Genomic DNA, 21,037 nt, shown 5'->3' with positions numbered 1-21,037 from the left:
ATCAGTGCCCCTCTTCCTCAGTGACTTCGGTGGAGCCGGTCGTGCCGGGCAGATTGCCCAGACGGTCGTAGGCGTCGTTGATGTCGCCCGTGTTGCCGTCCGTCTCGAGGTCGTCGAGGTAGGCCTGGTACTCGTCCTGGCTCACGACCTCGACGTTGAACAGCATCATCGAGTGGTACTCGCCGCAGAGCTCGGCGCACTTGCCGGCGTACGTGCCCTCACGCGTCGGGATGAACGACCACGAGTTGTCGTGACCGATGTACATGTCCTTCTTGTAGAGGAAGTCGATGATCCAGAACGAGTGGATGACGTCGCGCGACTGCAGGTCGATCGTGACCTTCTGGTCGACCGGCAGCACCAGGGTCGGCAGCTGCGACTGGTCGATGTTGCCAGCGGCATCGGGCTGAGCCTGGATGCCCATGGTCCAGACCGCGTCGGAGTTGTCCTCTTCCTCGCCGTCGTACTGGAAGTCCCAGGCCCACTGCTTCGCGATCGCGGTGATGTGCACGTCGATCTCGTCGGCCGTCCACTTGTGCTCGATCTCGCTCTGATCGCGGGCCACGAAGGCGAACAGGCCGATCACGAGGATCAGCGGCACCGTCGTGAAGAAGATCTCGATCGGCATGTTGTACCGCAGCTGGACGGGGAGACCCGTCTGCCCCTTGCGGCGGCGGTACACGACCATGGCCCAGAGCATGAGGCCCCAGGTGATGATGCCGACGGCGAGCAGCACGATCCACGAGCTGGTCCACAGCGTCGCGACGCGCTCGGCCTGGTTCGTCGTCGCGGGACCGTCCGCCTCGAAACCGGGAAGGTAACCGTGCAGCTCCTGCGGAGTGCATCCGGCAAGGGCCACTGCTGCGGCGGCGGCGACCGGGATCGCAGCCCAGCGGAGACGGCGTTTCGACGGCACGAATTCACCTTTCGAACGTGGATGGGGCAAGTGCCAGTCTAGGGCAACCTCTCACCCTGTTCAGGACAAGCACTCAGCCCGGGGCGTGTCCCGGCGAGCTTCTTCTACAGAACGTCGAGAAAACGCCCGGACACGCCGAACGCCCCATGCCTCGGGGGCATGGGGCGTTCGGCGTGAAGGCTCAGTGGAAGCTGTCGCCGCAGGCGCAGCTGCCCGACGCGTTGGGGTTGTCGATCGTGAAGCCCTGCTCCGAGATCGTGTCCTTGAAGTCGATCATCGCGCCGTCGAGGTAGGGCACCGACATGTTGTCGACGATGACCTCGACGCCCTCGAAGTCGACGGTCTCGTCGCCCTCGAGGTACCGCTCGTCGAAGTAGAGCTGGTAGATCAGGCCCGAGCAGCCGCCCGGCTGGACGGCCACGCGCAGACGCAGGTCGTCGCGGCCCTCCTGATCGAGCAGGTTCTTCACCTTCGTCGCGGCGGCGTCCGTGAGGCTCACGCCGTGAGCGCGCGTGTCGGCGACGGTGGTGTCGGCCAGTGTCGTATCGGTCATGACGCTCCTTACGGGATGCGGACGGCGGGATCTGGGCGACCCTGCACGATGTCTGCGTCGATTCTACCGGCGTCGGGCCGGAATGGCTCGGACGTTCTCAAGTGACGCCGGACGGCACTTCCCCTAGAGCGAGCGCTCCGACAGCCGGCCCAGCAGCAGCGCCTCCGAGCGCACGGCCCCGCGGAACGTCTCGAGGTGCAGCGACTCGTTGGGGCTGTGCGCGCGAGAGTGCGGGTCCTCGACCCCCGTCACGAGGATCTGCGCGCCCGGGAACTCCCGCACCAGGTCGGAGATGAACGGGATGGAACCGCCCACGCCGAGGTCCACCGGGTCCTTCCCGTAGCCGTCCCGCAGCGCCTCGCGCGCCTCCGCCACGGCCCATCCGGCGGTGTCGACGAGGAACCCGTCGCCGAGATCGACCTCGCTGAAGCTCAGCTCGGCGCCGAAGGGCGCCCTCGCCCGCAGGTGCCGCTCGATCGCCGCGTAGGCGTCCGCAGCGTCCTGCCCCGGCGCGACACGCGCGCTGACCACGACCGTGACCTCCGGCGACAGTGTGTTCGACGCGGCCTCGACGCTGGTGAAGTCGATCCCGGTCACCGTGATGGACGGCTTGTTCCAGATGCGGGAGAGGATCGTGCCGTCGCCGATCGGCTGCACGCCCTGCGGAAGACCGACCTCATCCCGCAGGGTCGCCTCGGTGTAGTCCGGCGTCGCCGCGTCACGGGTGTCGAGTCCGTCGACGGCGACCGCCCCCTGCTCGTCCCACAGCGTCGACAGGAGCCTGATCGTGGCGAGCATGGCGTCGGGCACCGCTCCCCCGAACATGCCGGAGTGCGACGCGTGCTCGAGCGTGCGGACCGTGAGGTGGAACTTCGCGTTGCCTCGCAGGGAGACCGTGACCGCGGGCGTCTCCGAGTCCCAGTTGCCCGAGTCGGCGACCACGATCACGTCGCTGCGCATCGCGTCGGCGTTGTCGGCGAGGAAGCGGGCGAAGGAGCGCGAGCCGAACTCCTCCTCGCCCTCGATGAACAGCACCAGCCCCAGGTCGAGGTCGTCGCCGCGCACCTCGTGGAGCGCACGCAGCGACGCGATGTGCGCCATGACCCCGGCTTTGTCGTCGGCGGCCCCTCGGCCGTACAGGCGCCCGTCCCGAACGGTCGGCTCGAACGGCGGGGTCTCCCACAGCGTGTCGTCCCCCGGGGGCTGCACGTCGTGGTGGGCGTAGAGCATGACGGTCGGGCGGCCGTTGCGTGCCGCGCGGGTGGCGAGGATCGCGGGCTGTCCCTGCTCGCCTCCTCCCGGGATCTCCGCCGTCAGGATGCGCACCTCGTCGAACACGCCCGTGTCCTCGGCGAGCTTCGCGATCGCGCGCGCGCTGAGCCGCAGCTGCTCCTGGTCGAACGCCGGCCAGGCGATGCCCGGGATCCGAACGAGCCGGCCGAGATCGGCGAGCGCGGCGGGGAGGCCGCCTTCGACGGCGTCGAGAAGAGACTGATCCACAGAAGGCTCCGAAGTCATGCGGGTAATCTTAGGTCGATCCCCCTCCACCGATCCGAGGTGCATTGACGTGAGCAAGACCCCCGCAGTGAACGACGGCGTCTCCCCGGGCACGACCGTGAACGGCAAGCCGATCGACGATCTGGCAGCCGGCAAGGGCCGCCCCACCCCCTCGCGCGCCGAGCAGGAGGCCGCCCGCAAGCGCCCTCTCGTCGCGAACACGAAGGAGGCCAAGGCCCGTGCCCGCGCCGAGCTGCGCGAGCGCCAGGACCGTGCCCGCGTCGGCATGGCCAATGGCGAGGAGCGATACCTGCCCGCGCGCGACAAGGGCGCCCAGAAGCGGTTCGCTCGCGACTACACCGACGCCGGCTGGCACCTCGGCGAGGCGCTGATGCCGGCGATGATCGTCGTCATCGTGCTCACGTTCATCCCGCTCGAGGTGTTCCAGCTCTACTCGTTCGTGGCGCTGTGGGTGTTCATCTTCTTCGCGGTGGGCGACATGATCATCCTGTCCACCAACGTCAAGCGGAAGGTGGCCGCGAAGTTCGGCAAGGACAAGCTCGAGCGCGGCCTCGGCTGGTACTCCGCGATGCGGTCGGTGCAGATGCGCTTCATGCGTCTGCCGAAGCCTCAGGTCAAGCGGGGCGAGTACCCGGTGTGACCCCGCTGGTCCCGGTCCTCGCGCCGGGATCAGCCGTGTCGGCCGGCTGGGCCGTCTCAGAGGCCTGAAGGCTGACGCTCCAGGCCTCGGTTCACCTCGCGCGCCCAGAGCGGCCCACGGTAGAGGAACGCCGTGTATCCCTGCACGAGCGTGGCTCCGGCGTCCAGGCGCTCGCGCACCTCGTCGGCCGTCTCGACGCCGCCGACCGAGATCACGCAGAACTCCTCGGGCACGACGGAACGCACGATGCGCAGCACCTCGAGCGAGCGCGCCTTGAGCGGCGCTCCCGACAGTCCCCCGGCGCCGGCTGCCGCGACCGTCGCGTCTTCCGTCCGCAGTCCCTCTCGGCCGGTCGTGGTGTTGGTGGCGATGAGGCCGGCGAGCCCCTCGGCGACCGCGAGACGCGCGATGGCCTCGATCTCGTCGTCGGGAAGGTCGGGGGCGATCTTGACGAGCAGCGGCGTCGCGCCGGACGCCTCGCGCACGGCGCGAAGCAGCGGTGCCAGCGTCTCGACGGCCTGCAGGCCGCGAAGCCCCGGGGTGTTCGGCGACGACACGTTGACGGCCAGGTAGTCGGCCAGCGGAGCGAGCATGGAGGCGCTCTCCACGTAGTCGGCGGTGGCGTCCGCCACGTCCACGACGCGGCTCTTGCCGATGTTCGCGCCCACGACGGCGCCGCCGTAGCCCGGCGCGGCGCCGCGCCGCAGCCTCGCGAGGCGGCGCGCCGCGGCCTCGGCGCCACGGTTGTTGAACCCCATCCGGTTGACCACGGCGCGATCGGCGATCAGGCGGAACAGCCGCGGCTTCGGGTTGCCGTCCTGCGGGATCGCCGTGACCGTTCCGATCTCGACGTGGCCGAACCCGAGCGCGTCGAGGCCGCGCACGCCGACGGCGTTCTTGTCGAAGCCGGCAGCGACACCGAACGGCGACGGGAACACGTGGCCGAGCGTCTCGACCGCGAGCTCCGGCGCGGGGCGCGTGAGACGGCGCACGACGGGCGCGATCGGCCAGACGCCGGCGACCCGGATGACCGCCATCCCGAGGTGGTGGGCGAACTCTGCGTCGAAGCGGCTCAGGACATGCCGGAAGAGGAGGGGATACATCTCCCCCAGGCTATCGCGAGGAGGGCGCTCACTCCGTGTCGGCCGCCGGGGCGTCGGCGTCGTCCGCCACGGCCGCACGCGCGTGGTCGGCGCGCAGCTCCGCGATCGACGACTCGAAGTCCTCCAGCGACTCGAACGCCTGGTAGACGCTCGCGAACCGCAGATACGCGACCTCGTCGAGGTCGCGCAGCGGACCGAGGATCGCGAGTCCGATCTCGTTCGCATCCAGCTGGCTGAGCCCTGTCTGACGCACCGCCTCCTCGACGCGCTGCGCGAGGATCGCGAGGTCGGCGTCCGTGACCGGACGGCCCTGGCAGGCCTTGCGCACGCCCGAGATCACCTTGTCGCGGCTGAAGGGCTCCACCGCGCCGGAGCGCTTGATCACGTTGAGACTCGAGGTCTCGATCGTCGAGAAGCGTCCGCCGCACTCGGGGCACTGCCGTCTGCGCCGAATCGAGAGGCCGTCGTCGCTGGTACGGGAGTCGATGACGCGCGAGTCGCCGTGTCGGCAGAAGGGGCAGTGCATAACGCGAGATCCTACGGGGTGCGGCTCTGAGCGTCCGCCGCGAATCGTGCGGCGACGGCCTCGCCGTGGGCAGGCAGCGCCTCGGCCTGCGCGAGCGCCACGATGCCCTCGTGCACGCCGGCCAGCGCGTCCCGGTCGTATTCGATCACCTGCTGCGGGCGCAGGAACGTGTGCGCGCCGAGACCGGCCGCGTAGCGCGCCTGGCCGCCCGTGGGCAGCACGTGGTTCGACCCGGCCAGGTAGTCGCCGAGGCTGACCGGCGCGTAGGAGCCGACGAACACCGCGCCGGCGTTCGTGTAGCGCGCGGCCGACGCGGAGGCGTCGGCGATGTGCAGTTCGAGGTGCTCCGGGGCATAGGCGTTGCTGAACGCCTCGGCGGCCGCCTCGTCGTCGACGAGGACGATCGCCGACTGCTCCCCGGCCAGGGCGACCGCGACCCGCTCGCTGTGCCGGGTCGCGGCCGCGACCCGCTCGACCTCGGCGGCCACCGCGTCGGCGAGGGACGGCGAGGTCGTGACGAGCACGGCGGACGCCTGCTCGTCGTGCTCCGCCTGACTGACGAGGTCGTAGGCCACCAGGCGGGCGTCCGCCGTGTCGTCCGCGACGATCAGGATCTCGGTCGCTCCGGCCTCGGAGTCGGTGCCCACGACACCGGCGACGGCGCGCTTGGCCGCGGCGACGAAGTTGTTGCCGGGGCCGGTCACCACGTCGACGGGCTCCAGGCCCAGAGACCCCACGCCGTGTGCGAGGGCGCCGATCGCACCGGCGCCGCCCATCGCGTACACCTCGTCCACGCCGAGCAGGCCCGCGGCCGCGAGGATCGTGGGGTGGACCCGACCGCCCTGGTTGTGCTGCGGCGGCGAGGCGAGCGCGACCGCCTGCACGCCCGCGATCTGCGCGGGCACGACGTTCATCACGACGCTGGACGGATAGACGGCCTTGCCGCCCGGCACGTAGACGCCGACGCGCGTCACCGGCTGCCAGCGCTGGGTGACGCGGGCGCCCGGGCCGAGCTCAGTCACGCGAGGCGCGGGCACCTGCGCAACGGATGCCTCCCGCACGCGACGGATCGCCTCTTCGAGCGCTGCCCGCACCTCCGCGGTGAGGGACGCCACGGCCTCCTCGATGTGCGCGGCGGGCACGCGCACCGCGTGCCCGGTGACGCGATCGAAGCGCTCCGCCTGCTCGCGAAGCGCGAGCTCGCCACGCTCCCGCACGTCCTCGACGATCCCCGCCGCCACGTGGAGGGCCTCGGCCCGCGCCTCTGCGGCCCGGGGGACGACGGCGAGCAGTTCCGCGGTCTGAAGCGAGCGTCCGCGGAGGTCGATGGTGCGCATGCCCCTATTCTGGCAGTCGCACGCCCGCCCTTCGGACGCCCGCCCCGGCGCCGCGGCTCAGCCGCGGGTGATGCCCGACGTGTCGTGCAGGAAGCCGATGCGCCCGTCGTCGTGCCGCACCACGTAGGTCTCGCCGCGATCGTCGATCACGAGCGCCCATGCCGTGGGCCCGATGCGGAACAGCGGAGCGCCCTGCGCGTCGACCACGTCGCGTTCCTCGGGGACGAGCGCCCAGAAAGCCTGCTGGGCCGGCGCCTCCACGACCTCCGCCTGCTCCGGCGCGGTCTGCTCCGGCGCGGTCTGCGGATCGGCGGACAGCACGTCCTCGCGCAGCACCGTGGCGTCGTCGATGTCATCCGTCTCCGGCAGCTCCTGCTGGACGGGGATGACCGACGTGGCGTCGGCGACGGGTGCGGCGTCCACGGCCTCCGGCGCATCGGCGATCGGCGTCTGCGGATCGGGCGCCTGAGCCTCGGTCTCCGGCGTGCTCTGCGGCTCGGCGAGCGGCTGCGGCTCCTGCTGCCCGGTCGGAGCGGCCGGGGCCTGCGCGTACGCCTGGCCGTTCGGAGCGGACTGCGGCTCAGCCTGCGCGCCCCGTCCGTACTGGGGCTGCTCGTACTGGGGCTGCGCGTACTGCTGCTGACCGTACTGCGGCGGCATGTACTGCTGTTGGCCATAAGGAGCCTGCCCGTACCCGGGCTGACCATACGGCGTCTGAGCGGAGGGCGGAGCGTACTGCGGCGCCCCGGCGTGACCGTAGCCGGGCGCCGCATACGGCTGCTGGCCATAAGGCTGCTGGCCGTAGGGCTGCTGGCCCTGGTGCTGCCCATAGGGGGCCGCGGTCTGCTGACCGTACGCGGCCACAGGCTGCGGCTCAGGGCGCGGGCGCTCCGGCCTCGGGGCGATCGGCCGCGGGGCGCGGGCGGCGGGATGCGCGGGACTCTCGACGCGGCCGTCGAAGTCCTCGCGGAACGGCGGCACGAAGGGCGCGACGACCGTGAAGAACACTCCGGCGAGGGTCAGCAGCACCTGCACCCAGACCACCCAGCTGAGCGGGACGCCGTAGCCGTCGACCAGGCTCTGGACGCCGTAGCCGAGCATGCTGATCCACATCGCGGCGGCCACCGCGAACGCGACCGACGCGAACTGGTCGGCCGACAGGGATCCGACCCGGACTCTCGCCGATGGCGAGACACGACGGATCACGAGCAGCACCGCCGCGGCCACCGGAAGCACGACGGCGAGCGCCCAGTCGAGCGAGGCGCTCCAGATCAGCGACGAGCCCCACATCAGGCCGAGGCCGCGGTCGTACAGGGAGAAGAACGACAGGACGAGGACGAGCAGGGCGAGCGCGACCAGGATGCCCTCGCGCACGGTGAACGGGCCGATGCCGGCCTGCGCGTCTCCCGCGGGAGACGCGGGAGGCGATGCGTCCGAGGTGGACTGCGGCCCGGCGGCCGCCGCCGACTCGGGGGCGGGCGAACCCGGGTAGTGGTCGGTCACGCTGATCCTCTCGAAGACCTGGCTACGATGCGGTCGATCCTACCGGCGGCCGCCGCCGATCCGGCGTGGCATGTGTCGGCACGCGACGCGATGCTCAGCCGAGGCACTGGGGCCCGAGCAGCGACTTCAGATCGCCGAAGAGATCGGCGGTGATGCGCACGTGCATCGGCACCTCGAACACCTTCGCCGTGCGCCCTCGGTGCATCTTGAGACGCACCTCTGTGTCGCCGTCGTGTCGGCGCAGCACCTCGGCGAGCTGCTGCACGACCTGTTCCGTCGCGCGCTGCTCGGGCAGCACGAGCGTGAGCGGACCCGCCTCGTCGAACGCGCCGACGTCGGGGGCGAAGGCCGACTGCGCGTGCAGGTTCATCCCGTCGTCCCGACGCGACACACGACCTCGCACCACCAGGATCGAATCCTGCTGCAGGATCGGCTGGAACTCGGTGTACGTCTTGCCCATGAACATGACCGTCACCTCGCCCTCGAAGTCCTCGATCGTGATCATGCCGTACGGGTTGCCGCTCGACTTCGCGACTCTGTGCTGCGCGCTGGTGACGAGCCCGGCCACGGTGACCTGGTCCCCGTCCTGCAGGTCCTCGGAGGCGAGCAGGCTGCTGATCGTGATCGTGCGGTGCTTGGCGAGCGGCACCTCGAGACCCGCGAGGGGGTGGTCCGACACGTAGAGGCCGAGCATCTCCCGCTCGAAGCCGAGCTTGTCCTTCTTCGTCCATTCCGGGCGCTCGGGGACCTTCTGCACCGACTGCGGCTCGTCCCAGAGGCTGTCGAAGTCGAAGCCGATCGCACCGCCCGCGGCGTTCCGCTTGTCGGTCACGGCGACCTCGACCGCGCTCTCGTGCACCTCCACCAGCGCACGCCGGGTCGAGCCCATCGAGTCGAAGGCGCCGGCCTTGATGAGCGACTCGACCGTGCGCTTGTTCGCCACGTGCAGCGGCACGCGCGCCAGGAAGTCGTGGAACGAGGTGTACGGGCCTTCCTCACGGCCCGCCACGATGCCGTCGACCACGTTGGTGCCGACGTTGCGCACGGCGCCGAGCCCGAAGCGGATGTCCTCACCGACGGCGGCGAAGAAGTTGATCGACTCGGAGACGTCCGGCGGCAGCACCTTGATGCCCATGCGGCGGCACTCGTTGAGGTAGAGCGCCATCTTGTCCTTCGAATCGCCGACGCTGGTCAGCAGGGCCGCCATGTACTCGGCCGGGTAGTGCGCCTTGAGGTAGGCCGTCCAGTACGAGACCAGCCCGTAGGCGGCCGAGTGGGCCTTGTTGAACGCGTAGTCCGAGAAGGGCAGCAGGATGTCCCACAGCGCCTTGACCGCGCCCTCGCCGAATCCGCGCTCCTTCATGCCGCCCGAGAAGCCCTCGTACTGCTTGTCGAGCTCGGACTTCTTCTTCTTGCCCATCGCGCGGCGCAGGATGTCCGCCTGGCCGAGGCTGAAGCCCGCGACCTTCTGCGCGATCGCCATGACCTGCTCCTGATAGATGATCAGGCCGTAGGTGGTGTCGAGGATGTCGCGCAGAGGCTCCTCGAGCTCCGGGTGGATCGGGGTGATCGGCTGCAGGCCGTTCTTGCGCAGCGCGTAGTTCGTGTGCGAGTTCGCGCCCATGGGGCCGGGCCGGTAGAGCGCGATGACGGCGGAGATGTCCTCGAAGTTGTCCGGCTTCATCAGCCTCAGCAGCGAGCGCATCGGCCCGCCGTCGAGCTGGAACACGCCCAGCGTGTCGCCTCGGGCGAGCAGGTCGTACGCGGGCCGGTCCTCGAGCTGGAGGTGCTCGAGATCGAGCTCCTCGCCCCGGTTCATCCGGATGTTGTCGAGGGCGTCCGAGATGATCGTGAGGTTGCGCAGCCCCAGGAAGTCCATCTTGATGAGGCCGAGCGACTCGCACGCGGGGTAGTCGAACTGGGTGACGATCTGGCCGTCCTGCTCGCGGCGCATGATCGGGATGATGTCCACCAGCGGCTCGCTGGACATGATGACGCCGGCGGCGTGCACGCCCCACTGCCGCTTCAGCCCCTCGAGACCCACGGCGCGGTCGTACACGGTCTTGGCCTCGGGGTCGGTGTCGATCAGCGAACGGAACTCGCTGGCCTCCTTGTACCGCGGGTGCTCGGGGTTGAACATGCCGTCGAGCGGCATGTCCTTGCCCATCACCGCGGGGGGCATGGCCTTGGTCAGGCGCTCCCCCATGCTGAACGGGAAGCCCAGCACGCGGCCGGCGTCCTTCAGCGCCTGCTTCGACTTGATCGTCCCGTACGTGACGATCTGGGCGACACGCTCGGAGCCGTACTTCTGGGTGACGTACTCGATCACCTCGCCGCGGCGGCGGTCGTCGAAGTCGACGTCGAAGTCGGGCATCGAGACGCGGTCGGGATTCAGGAAGCGCTCGAAGATCAGACCGTGCTCGAGCGGGTCGAGGTCGGTGATGCGCATCGCGTACGCGACCATCGACCCCGCACCCGAGCCGCGCCCCGGGCCGACGCGGATGCCGTTGTCCTTGGCCCAGTTGATGAAGTCGGCGACGACCAGGAAGTAGCCGGGGAAGCCCATCTGCAGGATGATGCCGGTCTCGTACTCGGCCTGCTTGCGCACCTTGTCGGGAATGCCGTCCGGGTAGCGGTAGTGCAGCCCGGCCTCGACCTCCTTGATGAGCCAGCTGTCCTCGGTCTCGCCGTCCGGGACGGGGAAGCGCGGCATGTAGTTCGCGGAGGTGTTGAACTCGACCTCGCAGCGCTCGGCGATGAGCAGCGTGTTGTCGCAGGCGTCGGGGTGATCGCGGAAGAGGTGGCGCATCTCCTGCGCCGTCTTGACGTAGTAGCCGTCGCCGTCGAACTTGAAGCGGTTGGGATCGTCGAGGGTCGACCCCGACTGCACGCACAGCAGCGCCGCGTGCGCGTCCGCCTCGTGCTGGTGCGTGTAGTGGGAGTCGTTCGTGGCGACGAGCGGGATGCCCAGGTCCTTCGAGATGCGCAGCAGGTCGGTGATGACCCGGCGCTCGATGGACAGGCCGTGGTCCATGATCTCGGCGAAGTAGTTCTCCTTGCCGAAGATGTCCTGGAACTCGGCGGCCGCCGCCCGCGCCGCCTCGTACTGTCCGAGGCGCAGCCGCGTCTGGATCTCGCCCGACGGGCAGCCGGTCGTGGCGATGAGGCCCTTGCCGTACGTCTGCAGCAGCTCGCGGTCCATGCGCGGCTTGAAGTAGTAGCCCTCCATGCTCGACAGCGAGCTGAGGCGGAAGAGGTTGTGCATGCCCTCGGTCGTCTGGCTCCACATGGTCATGTGGGTGTAGGCGCCGGATCCCGAGACGTCGTCGCTCTTCTGGTCGGGCGATCCCCACTGCACGCGCGACTTGTCGCTGCGATGGGTGCCCGGCGTCACGTAGGCCTCGAGGCCGATGATCGGCTTGACGCCGGCGGCGTTGGCCGCCTTGTAGAACTCGAACGCCGCGAAGGTGTTGCCGTGGTCGGTCACGGCGATCGCCGGCATCCCGTAGTCGGCCGCCGCCTGCGTCATCGCCCCGATCTTGGCCGCGCCGTCCAGCATCGAGTACTCGCTGTGCACGTGCAGGTGGACGAAGGAGTCGGAGACCATGGATCGAGTTTAGGTCGAGCGTCGGACACCGCGGCTCGGCGCCTCCGGGTGTCGGGACGGTCGGCCGCGGCGGCGCTCAGTCGGTCGGCGCCGCGCGGTCGTCGATGCGCGCCGTGAGCCCGTCGACGCGGGCGATGGCGTCGGCGAGGGCGGCGACGGTCGTCCAGAGACCGGGGTGGGCGGCCCGCACCTCCTCGAGGGAGTGCCCGGCGGACCGCAGCGTGGCGAGGTCGTAGCTGAGGTTCGTGCGTGCGCTCGCCAGCGCGGCGCGCAGCGCGGCGGCCGCGACCGCGACGTCGGCCACGAGCGTCGGCTCGCCGTGGGCCGCGAGATGCTCGAGATCGGGGATGGCCGCCCGGGCGCGATCGCCGAGGGCCGCCGACGACGTGGCGGCGGCGAGCGACGCCTCCCGGATCGCCGCCTTCCGTCCGTCGTCGTCGCGGCGGAACGCCGCGCCGAACGCGGCCGATGCCGCGGCGTCCGCCTCGGCGGCGTCGAGGGCGGCATCGCGCAGCACGCGGGCGCGGTCGCGGAGCTCCCCGGCGTCGTCGCTGTAGCCCGCGACCATCGACATGAGCCCCGCCGCGATCGCCAGCATCACTCCGGCGGCCGCTCCCCCGCCCGGATTCCCGCTCGCCTCGCCGAGCCGCGCCGTCCAGCTCTCGATCGTCGCATCTCGCGTCGTGGTGTGCTCGCCCATGCCCGCCATCCTCGCGGCCCGCGCCTTCGAGGGCCAGGTCCTTGACGGCTACCGCAGATCGAGACGCATCACGACGCGCGGGAACCCGCCCGACACGGAGTCGGTGTCGGCGGCCCTGACGAAGCCCGCACGTTCGAACAGCGAGCGGAACCCGACGAACGCCATCGTGAGGTCGACCTTCTCGCCGCGGTTGTCGACGGGGTAGCCCTCGATCGCGGGCGCGCCGTGCTCGCGCGCGAAGTCGACCGCACCGTCGAGCAGGCGCGGCAGGATCCCCTTTCCGCGATGCCCCGGCCGGACACGCAGGCACCAGACCGTCCACACGTCCAGGTCGTCGACACGCGGGATCTTCCGGCTGCGCGCGTACTGCGTGTCGGCACGGGGAGCGACCCCGGCCCAGCCGACCGGCTCATCGCCGTCGTAGGCGAGCACGCCCGGCGGCCGCTCGGATGCGCACATCCGACGCACGAGTTCGCCGCGCTCGGGGCCATGCAACGAGGCGTTCTCCTTCGCCGTCACGCGATGGCTGAGACACCAGCACACGTTGGCATCCGGCCTCTTCGGCCCCACGAGCGCGCGCACGCCGTCGAAGTCGGTCGCCGCGCGCACCTCGATGTCCATGCCGTCAGCGTCCCACCGCCCTCCGACATCCGCGAGACCGCAGGCGCTGTGCGAGACCGCGCATCCTGCGCGAGACCGTTGCCGTCGGCACAGGTCTCGCCCGCCGACCGCGACGTCGTGCGCCAGATGCGGTCTCGTGCGCGGGGTCACTCCCCTCGCAGCACCGCCAGGGCATGGGCGAGGTCGGCCGGATACGGCGAGGTGAAGGTCACCCAGTCGCCCGTCGCGGGGTGCGCGAACGCCAGCTCGTGGGCGTGCAGCCACTGGCGGGTGAGGCCGAGCCGCGCCGACAGCGTCGGGTCGGCCCCGTACAGGGGATCGCCGACGCACGGGTGGCGATGCGCCGCCATGTGCACGCGGATCTGGTGCGTGCGGCCGGTCTCGAGGTGGATCTCGAGCAGCGATGCGCCCGGGAACGCCTCGATGGTCTCGTAGTGGGTGACCGAGTCCTTGCCGTCGGGTGTGACGGCGAACTTCCACGAGTGGCTCGGATGCCGTCCGATCGGAGCGTCGATCGTGCCGACGAGCGGGTCCGGATGTCCCTGCACCACCGCGTGGTAGATCTTGTCGACCGTGCGCTCCTTGAACGCGCGCTTGAGCACCGTGTAGGCGTGCTCGGTCTTCGCGACGACCATCAGACCGCTCGTGCCCACGTCGAGGCGGTGGACGATCCCCTGTCGCTCGCTCGCGCCGCTCGTGGCGACGCGCACCCCGGCGGCGACCAGCGCGCCGAGGACGGTCGGGCCCTCCCAGCCGACGGACGGATGGGCGGCGACGCCGACGGGCTTGTCGACGACGACGATGTGGTCGTCCTGGTACGCGATGCCGAGGTCGGGCACCTCGACGGGGACGACGCGCGGCTCCTCCTTGGCGCGCCACTCGACGTCGAGCCATCCGCCGGCCTGCACCCGGTCGGACTTCCCGACCACGGCGCCGTCGAGCTGCACACCGCCCGCCTCCGCGATCTCCGCGGCGAAGGTGCGGGAGAACCCGAGCATCTTCGCGAGCGCCGCGTCGACGCGCGTGCCGTCGAGCCCGTCCGGCACCGGCAGGCGTCGAGACTCCATCACGCCTCCCGCGCGCCGTCGGCGTCGTCGACGGGTGCCTCGGAGGCGTCCTTCGGCTCCGGCTTCGCACGGCTGCCGTCGAAGCCGACGCCGAACAGCGTCAACGCGGCGATCCCGACCATGCTGCACACGATGAAGACGTCGGCGACGTTGTAGATCGCCGGCATCATCCACGGCGTCGAGATGAAGTCGACGACATGCCCCACGGCGAATCCGGGGTCACGGAGAAGCCGGTCGGTGAGGTTGCCGAGGACGCCGCCGAGAAGCAGGCCGAGGGCCACCGCCCACACGCGGGAGCGGATGCGGGTGAGGGCCAGCCACACGATCACGCACGACACCACGGCCAGGGCGATGGTGAAGACCCAGGTCACCTCCTCGCCGATCGAGAAGGCCGCTCCGGGATTGTGGATCAGGTACCACTGCAGGGCCGTGCCCAGCACGGGCACAGGGGTCTCGAGCGGCAGGTTCGTCAGGGCGAGATGCTTCGCGAACTGGTCGGCGGCCAGCACCAGGACCGCGAGGATCGCGATGGTGGTGCTGGCCGCCGCCGTGCGCAGGGGGGCGCGGTCGTTCAAGACCCGCGTCTTGGTTTCGCCTTGGGGGCGCCGCCCCCCCCCGGGCCGGGTGGGCGGGGTTGGGGGGGGCGGCCCCCCGCCGTGCGCAGGGGGGCGCGGTCGTTCAAGACCGGCTCAGAGGCCGATCGCCGAGACCGGCGTGTCGCCCGAGGCAGACCCCGAGGAGTCGAGGTCCTTCAGCTTGCCCTCGAAGTAGCTGCGCATCTGGGCGCGGTAGTCGCGCTCGAAGTGACGCAGCTCGGTGATGCGACCCTCGAGCGTGGTGCGCTCGCGCTCGTACTTCTCGTTCAGCTCGCGCTGCTTCGTCTCGGCCTCGCCGAGGATGCGGTCGGCCTCGGCCTTGGCCTCGTCGACCAGCTGCTCGGCCATCTGCTTGCCCTCGGCCACGTGCTCGTCGTGGAGGCGCTGGGCCCGCTCGATGATGCTGGCGGCGCTCGTCGCGGTGCTCGACGGCTCGGGAGCGGCCACGGGAGCCGGCTCGACCGGCTCGGCGACGGGCTCGGGGGTCTCCTCGACGACCGGCGCGGCCTCGACGGGCGCTGCGGCCTCGGCGGGAGCGGCCTCTCCGGACTCGTACTGGGCGAGCTTGGCCTTCAGCTCGTTGTTCTCTTCGATCGTCTTGCGCCACTCGACGACGATCTCGTCCAGGAAGTCGTCGACCTCGTCCGGGTCGAAGCCCTCCTTGAACCGGACGTGCTGGAACTGCTTGGTGACGACGTCATCCGGCGTCAATGCCATGGGTGGCTCCTCTTCCGTGGGGTGTCTGTGGCCGTGGGCCGAGCCCGGGCACTTCTCCGCCCTCCAGCATAACCACCGCGCCCCGCCGCCGCCGCGTGGCGACGCAGCGGTCTCACAGGGACGAGAGCGCGAACAGGATCGATCGCAGGACGAAGCAGGCGAGCAGAGTGATGGGCAGGGCGAAATCGAGAGCGACGGCACCGAGCCTCAGGGGCGGGATCACCCGCCGGAAGAAGCGGATCGGCGGGTCGGTGAGCGTATAGACGACCTCGGCGACGACGAGCATCGCGCCGCGCGGGCGCCACTCGCGGTTGAACATCGGGATGTACTCGAGGACGAGCCTCGCGAAGAGCACGACGATGTAGAGCAGGACGACGATGTTGAGGATCGAGGCGATCAGCCCGATGACAGTCACGTTCGCTGAGAAGTCCGATCAGGGAGACGGGGCGTTCGACGCGCCGGGGCGCGCGTCAGCCCTGCGAGAACGGCGCGGCCTCGGGATCGGCGTGCGCGATGCCGCCGTCGCCCGACACGGCGATGTTCTCCGGCGAGAGCAGGAAGACCTTGCTGGTGACGCGCTCGATGCGGCCGTACAGGCCGAGCGAGAGGCCGCTCGCGAAGTCGATCAGGCGACGCGCGTCGGCGTCGCTCATCTGCGACAGGTTGATGATGACCGGGATGCCGTCACGGAAGTGCTCGGCGATCGTCTGCGCGTCGCGGTACTGCTTCGGGTGGACCGTGACGATCTCGTTCACGGCAGCCGCCGCGGGCTGACGCACGACCGAGGGGCGGCGAAGCGGCGTGACGGGAGCGGGCTTCGCGTCGTCGTGAGCCGGCTCGTCGCGGTGCGTACGCGCTGCCTGGTGAGACTGCTGCTCAGGGGCATCCTCGTACTCCTCCTCGTCGGCAAGGCCGAGGTAGACCATCGTCTTCTTGAGCGGGTTCGCCATGGCGTCCTCCGTAAGTCTGCTCTTCTGCATCGAGGCTACGCCCGCACCGGGCGTGGGCCCGTGATTGCGGATCCGATCCGCAGGTGTGTCGCGCCGCAGGCGATGGCCTCGGCGAAGTCTCCGGTCATGCCGGCCGAGATCCAGCGCGCCTCCGGCGCCACCGCGCGCACGCGCTCGGCGAGCCCGGCGAGCCTCTCGAAAGCCGGCCCCGCCGGCTCGTCGAGCGGGGCGACCGCCATCACGCCACGCAGCCGCAGGGTGGCGGCGGCCACGATCCGCTCGGCGAGGGGCACGAGCTGGTCGGGCTCGGCCCCGCCGCGGCCGGCGTCGTCCGTCAGGTTGACCTGGACCAGCACGTCGAGCGGGTCGTCACCGGGCTCCGCCGCCGCGTCCAGCGCATCGACGAGGCGCGCTCGGTCGACGGAGTGCACGGCGCTCGCGGCACGACGGATCGCTCGGGCCTTGTTGGTCTGAGCCTGGCCGATGAAGTGCCATCTCAGGTCGCGCAGGTCCGCCACCTCGACGGCCTTCCCCGACAGCTCCTGCTGACGGTTCTCGCCCATGTCGCGCACGCCCAGCTCGTGCAGCTCACGCACGAGGGAGGCGGGGTGGAACTTCGTCACGACGATGCGGGTGAGGTCGCCCGGGTCGCGACCGTTCGCGCGAGCTGCCTCGCCGATGCGGGCGTCCACATCGGCGAGGCGCTGCGCGAGCGGCGTCATCTCCGTCACGCCGCTCGGTGCCCGGCGGCCGGACCGGTCACTTGAGGAAGTCGGGGATGTCGAGGTCGTCGTCGCCGAACGCGGAGTCGAAGCCCGCGTCGGGCAGGACGTGGGCCTGCGCGGCGACCGAGACGGTCTCGCGCTTCGGCTCGCCCTTCTTCTCGTCCTCGTCGGACGATGCCTGACCCGCGGTGGTTCCCGGGAGGGTGGGCGTGGGCGCACGGTTGGCGGCGAGCGAGGGCACGTCGAGGCGCGTCTGCGGCTCGCCGCCGTCGAAGCCGGCGGCGATGACCGTGACGCGCACCTCGTCGCCCAGCGTGTCGTCGATCACGGTGCCGAAGATGATGTTGGCCTCCGGGTGGGCGGCCTCCTTCACCAGCTGCGCGGCGTCGTTGATCTCGAAGATGCCGAGGTTCGACCCGCCCTGGATGGAGAGCAGCACGCCGTGCGCTCCCTCGATCGAGGCCTCGAGCAGCGGCGACTCGACGGCCAGCTCGGCGGCCTTGATCGCGCGGTCCGCGCCACGCGCCGATCCGATGCCCATGAGCGCGGATCCGGCGCCCTGCATGACCGACTTCACGTCTGCGAAGTCGAGGTTGATCAGACCGGGCGTGGTGATCAGGTCGGTGATGCCCTGCACACCGGCGAGCAGCACCTGGTCGGCCGTGGCGAACGCCTCGACCATGGAGATTCCGCGATCGCTGATCTCGAGCAGGCGGTCGTTCGGGACGACGATGAGGGTGTCGACCTCTTCCTTCAGCGCGGCGACGCCGGCCTCGGCCTGGCTCTGACGACGGCGGCCCTCGAAGGAGAAGGGCTTGGTGACGACGCCGATGGTCAGCGCGCCGATCGACTTCGCGATGCGGGCCACGACGGGCGCTCCACCGGTTCCGGTGCCGCCGCCCTCGCCGGCGGTCACGAAGACCATGTCGGCCCCCGCCAGCGCCTGCTCGATCTCCTCCGCGTGGTCCTCCGCCGCGCGGCGGCCGACCTCGGGATCGGCGCCGGCGCCCAGGCCGCGCGTGAGCTCGCGTCCGACGTCGAGCTTCACGTCGGCGTCGCTCATCAGCAGCGCCTGCGCGTCGGTGTTGACGGCGATGAACTCGACTCCGCGGAGACCGAGCTCGATCATGCGGTTCACGGCGTTCACGCCACCGCCGCCGACGCCGACGACCTTGATCACGGCGAGGTAGTTCTGGTTCTGGCTCATGCCGGCCTCCGTTGCTTCGAACCTGGTCTCCTCCAGGCCCTCAACCTTCACGTTCTACGTGAGAGTTAAAGTATTGCCCGGTATGCATTTCCTTCCATGAAGGTATGCGGAGCGAGCGCCCGCTCCAGGATTGGCGGGGCGTGTCGCAGGAGAAACGAGCAGATCCGTTCGTATACGAGCGGATTCGGCCACCCGGGCTCCTCGATCAGCGGACGACGACGGACCCGGGCGACGACACGTCGTAGAACGCGTGCCCGTCGGGAGCGGCGATGAGCCGCGCCGCCTTCTTCGGCGAGTCGTCCGCGCTCCCCCAGAGCACCTCCGTGCCGTCGTGCAGCACGAGCGTGACGTCGTCCTGCGTCGTCGCGCGAGCGGACGCGACGAGGCCGTGCACGTCCGAGGGGATCGACCTGAGCACCTGCCCGATCGCCACGAACGCCGGAGAGGCGAGGCCGTCCGCGGCCTCGATCACCGGCAGGCCCTCGGGCTGCGCGTCGCTCGTCGCCAGCACGACGCCTGCGGCGTCGACCGTCGTGAATCCGGCGTCGGAGCGCACGACGCCGACCGGCTTGCGCTCCACGATCCGCACCACCAGGTCGTGCGGCGGCCGCGCCTCCAGCACGTACGTCTCGATCAGCGGGAAGGCGACGAGCGCCGCTTTGACCTCGCTGTGGTCCACGAGCGGCAACGGTCTGCCGACCTGCGCGGACAGGGCGTCCTGCAGGTCGCCCTCGTCGAGCGTCTCCGTGCCCTCGAACGTGATCCGCTGCACCGCGAACAGGGGGCTGTACGCGGCGCCGAGGCTGCCGAGCACCAGCAGCACGAGCGCCGACAGCGACACGATCCAGACGAGCCGGCGGCGGCGCGAGCGAGCGGTGAAGCGCCGGATCTCCGAGCGCAGCGCACGGCGACGGGCCCGCGTCGCACGCCAGACATCCCGCCAGCCCGCGCGGCCTCCCTCGCTGCCCGCGCCGGGCTCGTCCGCAGGCGTCGCGGGGGTCTCCGAGTCGCCTCGGCCCGCGTCGCGGTCGGTCCGGTCGTCTCCACGGCCGCGGAACGGCAGCAGCGGCGCGCGTCGCCGCGGCTCCGGATCCGCGGCGACGAGCCCGTCGGGATCGGCGTGCGGATCGCCCGCGTCCCGCGGCTCGGGCGGCGGCAGCGGCCCCGGACGCCTCACTTCGGCTCGCTACGCTCGCTCAGCGCACCCTGTGCGAGCCCGTCGTCCACCGCCTCCGGCGCCGCACCACTCGATCCGCCCTGGCGCAGCGCGTCCAGCACCTGCGGGATGATCTGGTACACGTTGCCGCAGCCGAGCGTGATGACGTAGTCGCCGTCTCGTGCCACGGACGCCGTGTAGTCGGCGGCGGCCTGCCAGTCGGCCACGAAGTGCACCCGCGCGGGATCGTCGAACGCCGAGCTGACGAGCTCGCCGGTCACCCCGGGGATGGGGTCCTCGCGGGCCCCGTACACGTCGAGCACGACCGTGTGATCGGCGAGCTCCTCCAGGACGTGCGCGAACTCCCCCGCCATCAGCTGCGTGCGAGAGTACGTGTGCGGCTGGTGCAGGGCGATGATCCGCCCGTCGCCCACCACCGTCCGGGCGGCGGCGAGGGCCGCCGCCACCTCGGTCGGGTGATGCGCGTAGTCGTCGTAGACGCGCACGCCGCGCTCCGCGCCATGCAGCTCGAACCGGCGGACCGTGCCCGAGAAGCCGGCCGCGACCGCCTCGAGGGCGGGAGCCAGCTCGTGTCCGAGCGCCACGAGCACCGCGACGACACCCGTCGCGTTCACGGCGTTGTGCTCCCCGGGCACTGCGAGGCGTGCGGAAGCGCTGCGCCCGGCGTGCGTGACGGTGAACGACACGGGGCCCTCCGTGACGATGTCCGAGATCCGCACGTCGGCGTCCGCGGCCCGTCCGAAGGTCAGCACGTTGTCGTGGCCGAGCCCCGCGCGCACGCGCCGCGCGCCCTCGTCGTCGGACGAGATCACGACCGCCTCGCCGGCGGCATCGGCGAACCGCACGAAGGCCTCGTCGAAGGCCTCGTGGGAGCCGTAGTGGTCGAGATGATCGGCGTCGACGTTCGTGATGAGCGCGATCGAGGTGTCGTAGAGCAGGAACGAGCCGTCCGACTCGTCGGCCTCGATGACGAACAGGTCGTCGGCGCCGGTGTCGCTCGAGACGCCCAGCCCGGCGATCACGCCGCCGTTGACGAAACTCGGGTCGACGCCGAGGCCGCGCAGTCCGGTGACGACCATGCCGGTGGACGTCGTCTTGCCGTGCGCGCCGGCGACCGCGACCAGCCGGCGACCGCCGATCAGCCAGTGCAGCGCCTGGGACCGGTGGATGACCGGCAGCCCCCGCTCGACCGCGAGCAGGTACTCGGGGTTCTCCGGCCAGATGGCGCCGGTGAAGATCACGGTGTCCGCGTCGCCGAGGTTCGCCGCGTCGTGGCCGATGTGGACGTCGGCGCCCAGGTCGGCGAGGTCGCGAAGGTTCTGGCTGTCGGAACGGTCGGATCCCGACACCGCGACTCCTGCGGCCAGGAACATGCGGGCGAGGCCCGACATGCCGGAGCCGCCGATGCCGATGAAGTGCGCGGCGCGGATCGTCTCGGGGATCGGGGTGCTCAGGTCGGGTCTGATCATGTCGCCACAAGTCTAGGTCGCGGCCCCGCGAGGGGCCCCTTGGCGCGCGGGCGACGCGCAGCGCAGCGCGTGCCCGCGCGCCCCGCCGCCAACGCGCGGGCGGGCAGC

General features: G+C 70.9%; 20 protein-coding genes. 1 reads left to right on the top strand and 19 read right to left on the bottom strand.

The features are described 5' to 3' along the window. Position 1: 1 nt before the first annotated feature. From ctaC to K5S26_RS04615, 3 genes are all read right to left on the bottom strand, one after another. Positions 2–913: an aa3-type cytochrome oxidase subunit II gene (gene ctaC, locus K5S26_RS04625; RefSeq protein ID WP_221856441.1), complete on the bottom strand. Its 912-nt coding sequence runs from the start codon at positions 911–913 to the stop codon at positions 2–4. A 181-nt stretch (positions 914–1,094) separates the two neighbouring features. Next, entirely contained in the window at positions 1,095–1,466 is a 372-nt protein-coding gene (gene erpA / locus K5S26_RS04620) for an iron-sulfur cluster insertion protein ErpA (RefSeq protein WP_221856440.1), read from the bottom strand. Positions 1,467–1,589: 123 nt separating this feature from the next. Then, positions 1,590–2,984 carry a dipeptidase gene (locus tag K5S26_RS04615; protein ID WP_221856438.1) on the bottom strand — a complete coding sequence of 465 codons (1,395 nt, stop codon included), beginning with the start codon at positions 2,982–2,984 and terminating at the stop codon, positions 1,590–1,592. A 49-nt stretch (positions 2,985–3,033) separates the two neighbouring features. Here K5S26_RS04615 and K5S26_RS04610 point away from each other — a divergent pair, with 49 nt between their 5' ends. Then, complete coding sequence (locus K5S26_RS04610) at positions 3,034–3,624, top strand: DUF3043 domain-containing protein (RefSeq protein ID WP_308122758.1); 591 nt, start codon at positions 3,034–3,036, stop codon at positions 3,622–3,624. A gap of 56 nt (positions 3,625–3,680) precedes the next feature. Here the strand turns inward: K5S26_RS04610 and K5S26_RS04605 are convergent, their stop codons facing one another. The 16 genes from K5S26_RS04605 to murC all read right to left on the bottom strand — a co-directional run bounded on the left by K5S26_RS04605 (position 3,681) and on the right by murC (position 20,929). After that, positions 3,681–4,727 (bottom strand): quinone-dependent dihydroorotate dehydrogenase, encoded by a 1,047-nt coding sequence (locus tag K5S26_RS04605; RefSeq protein ID WP_221856433.1) that lies wholly within the window; start codon positions 4,725–4,727, stop codon positions 3,681–3,683. A 28-nt stretch (positions 4,728–4,755) separates the two neighbouring features. Then, the gene (nrdR, locus tag K5S26_RS04600; protein WP_221856431.1) at positions 4,756–5,253 is read right to left on the bottom strand and encodes a transcriptional regulator NrdR; all 498 of its coding nucleotides are present in this window, start codon (positions 5,251–5,253) and stop codon (positions 4,756–4,758) included. A gap of 11 nt (positions 5,254–5,264) precedes the next feature. Next, positions 5,265–6,590: a histidinol dehydrogenase gene (hisD, locus tag K5S26_RS04595; protein ID WP_221856429.1), complete on the bottom strand. Its 1,326-nt coding sequence runs from the start codon at positions 6,588–6,590 to the stop codon at positions 5,265–5,267. A 57-nt stretch (positions 6,591–6,647) separates the two neighbouring features. After that, on the bottom strand, positions 6,648–8,093 hold the full coding sequence (locus K5S26_RS18620) for a hypothetical protein (RefSeq protein WP_308122757.1): 1,446 nt from the start codon (positions 8,091–8,093) through the stop codon (positions 6,648–6,650). Between the two features lie 94 nt (positions 8,094–8,187). Beyond that, on the bottom strand, positions 8,188–11,700 hold the full coding sequence (gene dnaE / locus K5S26_RS04585) for a DNA polymerase III subunit alpha (RefSeq protein WP_221856428.1): 3,513 nt from the start codon (positions 11,698–11,700) through the stop codon (positions 8,188–8,190). A gap of 76 nt (positions 11,701–11,776) precedes the next feature. Then, positions 11,777–12,400 (bottom strand): cyclodeaminase/cyclohydrolase family protein, encoded by a 624-nt coding sequence (locus K5S26_RS04580; protein ID WP_246603589.1) that lies wholly within the window; start codon positions 12,398–12,400, stop codon positions 11,777–11,779. A 48-nt stretch (positions 12,401–12,448) separates the two neighbouring features. Further along, complete coding sequence (locus tag K5S26_RS04575; RefSeq protein ID WP_221856424.1) at positions 12,449–13,021, bottom strand: GNAT family N-acetyltransferase; 573 nt, start codon at positions 13,019–13,021, stop codon at positions 12,449–12,451. Positions 13,022–13,167: 146 nt separating this feature from the next. Next, a complete protein-coding gene (locus K5S26_RS04570; protein ID WP_221856422.1) occupies positions 13,168–14,088 on the bottom strand; it encodes an RluA family pseudouridine synthase in 921 nt (306 codons plus the stop codon). Beyond that, positions 14,088–14,663, bottom strand: coding sequence for a signal peptidase II (gene lspA / locus K5S26_RS04565; protein WP_221856420.1), 576 nt, complete (start codon positions 14,661–14,663; stop codon positions 14,088–14,090). The genes K5S26_RS04570 and lspA overlap by 1 nt, the downstream gene beginning before the upstream one ends. A gap of 114 nt (positions 14,664–14,777) precedes the next feature. Next, a complete protein-coding gene (locus K5S26_RS04560) occupies positions 14,778–15,401 on the bottom strand; it encodes a DivIVA domain-containing protein (protein WP_221856418.1) in 624 nt (207 codons plus the stop codon). A gap of 112 nt (positions 15,402–15,513) precedes the next feature. Beyond that, complete coding sequence (locus tag K5S26_RS04555; RefSeq protein ID WP_221856416.1) at positions 15,514–15,816, bottom strand: YggT family protein; 303 nt, start codon at positions 15,814–15,816, stop codon at positions 15,514–15,516. A 55-nt stretch (positions 15,817–15,871) separates the two neighbouring features. Continuing rightward, entirely contained in the window at positions 15,872–16,351 is a 480-nt protein-coding gene (locus tag K5S26_RS04550) for a cell division protein SepF (RefSeq protein WP_221856415.1), read from the bottom strand. A gap of 35 nt (positions 16,352–16,386) precedes the next feature. Next, the gene (locus tag K5S26_RS04545; RefSeq protein ID WP_221856792.1) at positions 16,387–17,073 is read right to left on the bottom strand and encodes a YggS family pyridoxal phosphate-dependent enzyme; all 687 of its coding nucleotides are present in this window, start codon (positions 17,071–17,073) and stop codon (positions 16,387–16,389) included. Positions 17,074–17,110: 37 nt separating this feature from the next. Continuing rightward, the gene (gene ftsZ, locus K5S26_RS04540; protein ID WP_221856413.1) at positions 17,111–18,283 is read right to left on the bottom strand and encodes a cell division protein FtsZ; all 1,173 of its coding nucleotides are present in this window, start codon (positions 18,281–18,283) and stop codon (positions 17,111–17,113) included. 205 nt (positions 18,284–18,488) lie between these two features. Beyond that, positions 18,489–19,460 (bottom strand): cell division protein FtsQ/DivIB, encoded by a 972-nt coding sequence (locus K5S26_RS04535; protein ID WP_308122756.1) that lies wholly within the window; start codon positions 19,458–19,460, stop codon positions 18,489–18,491. After that, a complete protein-coding gene (gene murC, locus K5S26_RS04530) occupies positions 19,457–20,929 on the bottom strand; it encodes a UDP-N-acetylmuramate--L-alanine ligase (RefSeq protein ID WP_221856411.1) in 1,473 nt (490 codons plus the stop codon). The genes K5S26_RS04535 and murC overlap by 4 nt, the downstream gene beginning before the upstream one ends. Positions 20,930–21,037: the final 108 nt, after the last annotated feature.

The sequence above is a fragment of the Microbacterium marinilacus genome (assembly GCF_019753765.1).
Taxonomy (GTDB): domain Bacteria; phylum Actinomycetota; class Actinomycetes; order Actinomycetales; family Microbacteriaceae; genus Microbacterium; species Microbacterium marinilacus.
The sequence above is the reverse complement of the archived record's forward strand: the minus strand, read 5'-3'. Positions and strand labels throughout refer to the sequence as shown.

Coding starts and splice junctions, on each gene's coding strand:
- erpA (WP_221856440.1), bottom strand. CDS start 1,466: ATGACCGATACGACACTGGCCGACACCACCGTCGCCGACACGCGCGCT.
- K5S26_RS04615 (WP_221856438.1), bottom strand. CDS start 2,984: ATGACTTCGGAGCCTTCTGTGGATCAGTCTCTTCTCGACGCCGTCGAA.
- K5S26_RS04605 (WP_221856433.1), bottom strand. CDS start 4,727: ATGTATCCCCTCCTCTTCCGGCATGTCCTGAGCCGCTTCGACGCAGAG.
- nrdR (WP_221856431.1), bottom strand. CDS start 5,253: ATGCACTGCCCCTTCTGCCGACACGGCGACTCGCGCGTCATCGACTCC.
- hisD (WP_221856429.1), bottom strand. CDS start 6,590: ATGCGCACCATCGACCTCCGCGGACGCTCGCTTCAGACCGCGGAACTG.
- dnaE (WP_221856428.1), bottom strand. CDS start 11,700: ATGGTCTCCGACTCCTTCGTCCACCTGCACGTGCACAGCGAGTACTCG.
- K5S26_RS04580 (WP_246603589.1), bottom strand. CDS start 12,400: ATGGGCGAGCACACCACGACGCGAGATGCGACGATCGAGAGCTGGACG.
- K5S26_RS04575 (WP_221856424.1), bottom strand. CDS start 13,021: ATGGACATCGAGGTGCGCGCGGCGACCGACTTCGACGGCGTGCGCGCG.
- K5S26_RS04570 (WP_221856422.1), bottom strand. CDS start 14,088: ATGGAGTCTCGACGCCTGCCGGTGCCGGACGGGCTCGACGGCACGCGC.
- K5S26_RS04560 (WP_221856418.1), bottom strand. CDS start 15,401: ATGGCATTGACGCCGGATGACGTCGTCACCAAGCAGTTCCAGCACGTC.
- K5S26_RS04550 (WP_221856415.1), bottom strand. CDS start 16,351: ATGGCGAACCCGCTCAAGAAGACGATGGTCTACCTCGGCCTTGCCGAC.
- K5S26_RS04545 (WP_221856792.1), bottom strand. CDS start 17,073: ATGACGCCGCTCGCGCAGCGCCTCGCCGATGTGGACGCCCGCATCGGC.
- ftsZ (WP_221856413.1), bottom strand. CDS start 18,283: ATGAGCCAGAACCAGAACTACCTCGCCGTGATCAAGGTCGTCGGCGTC.
- murC (WP_221856411.1), bottom strand. CDS start 20,929: ATGATCAGACCCGACCTGAGCACCCCGATCCCCGAGACGATCCGCGCC.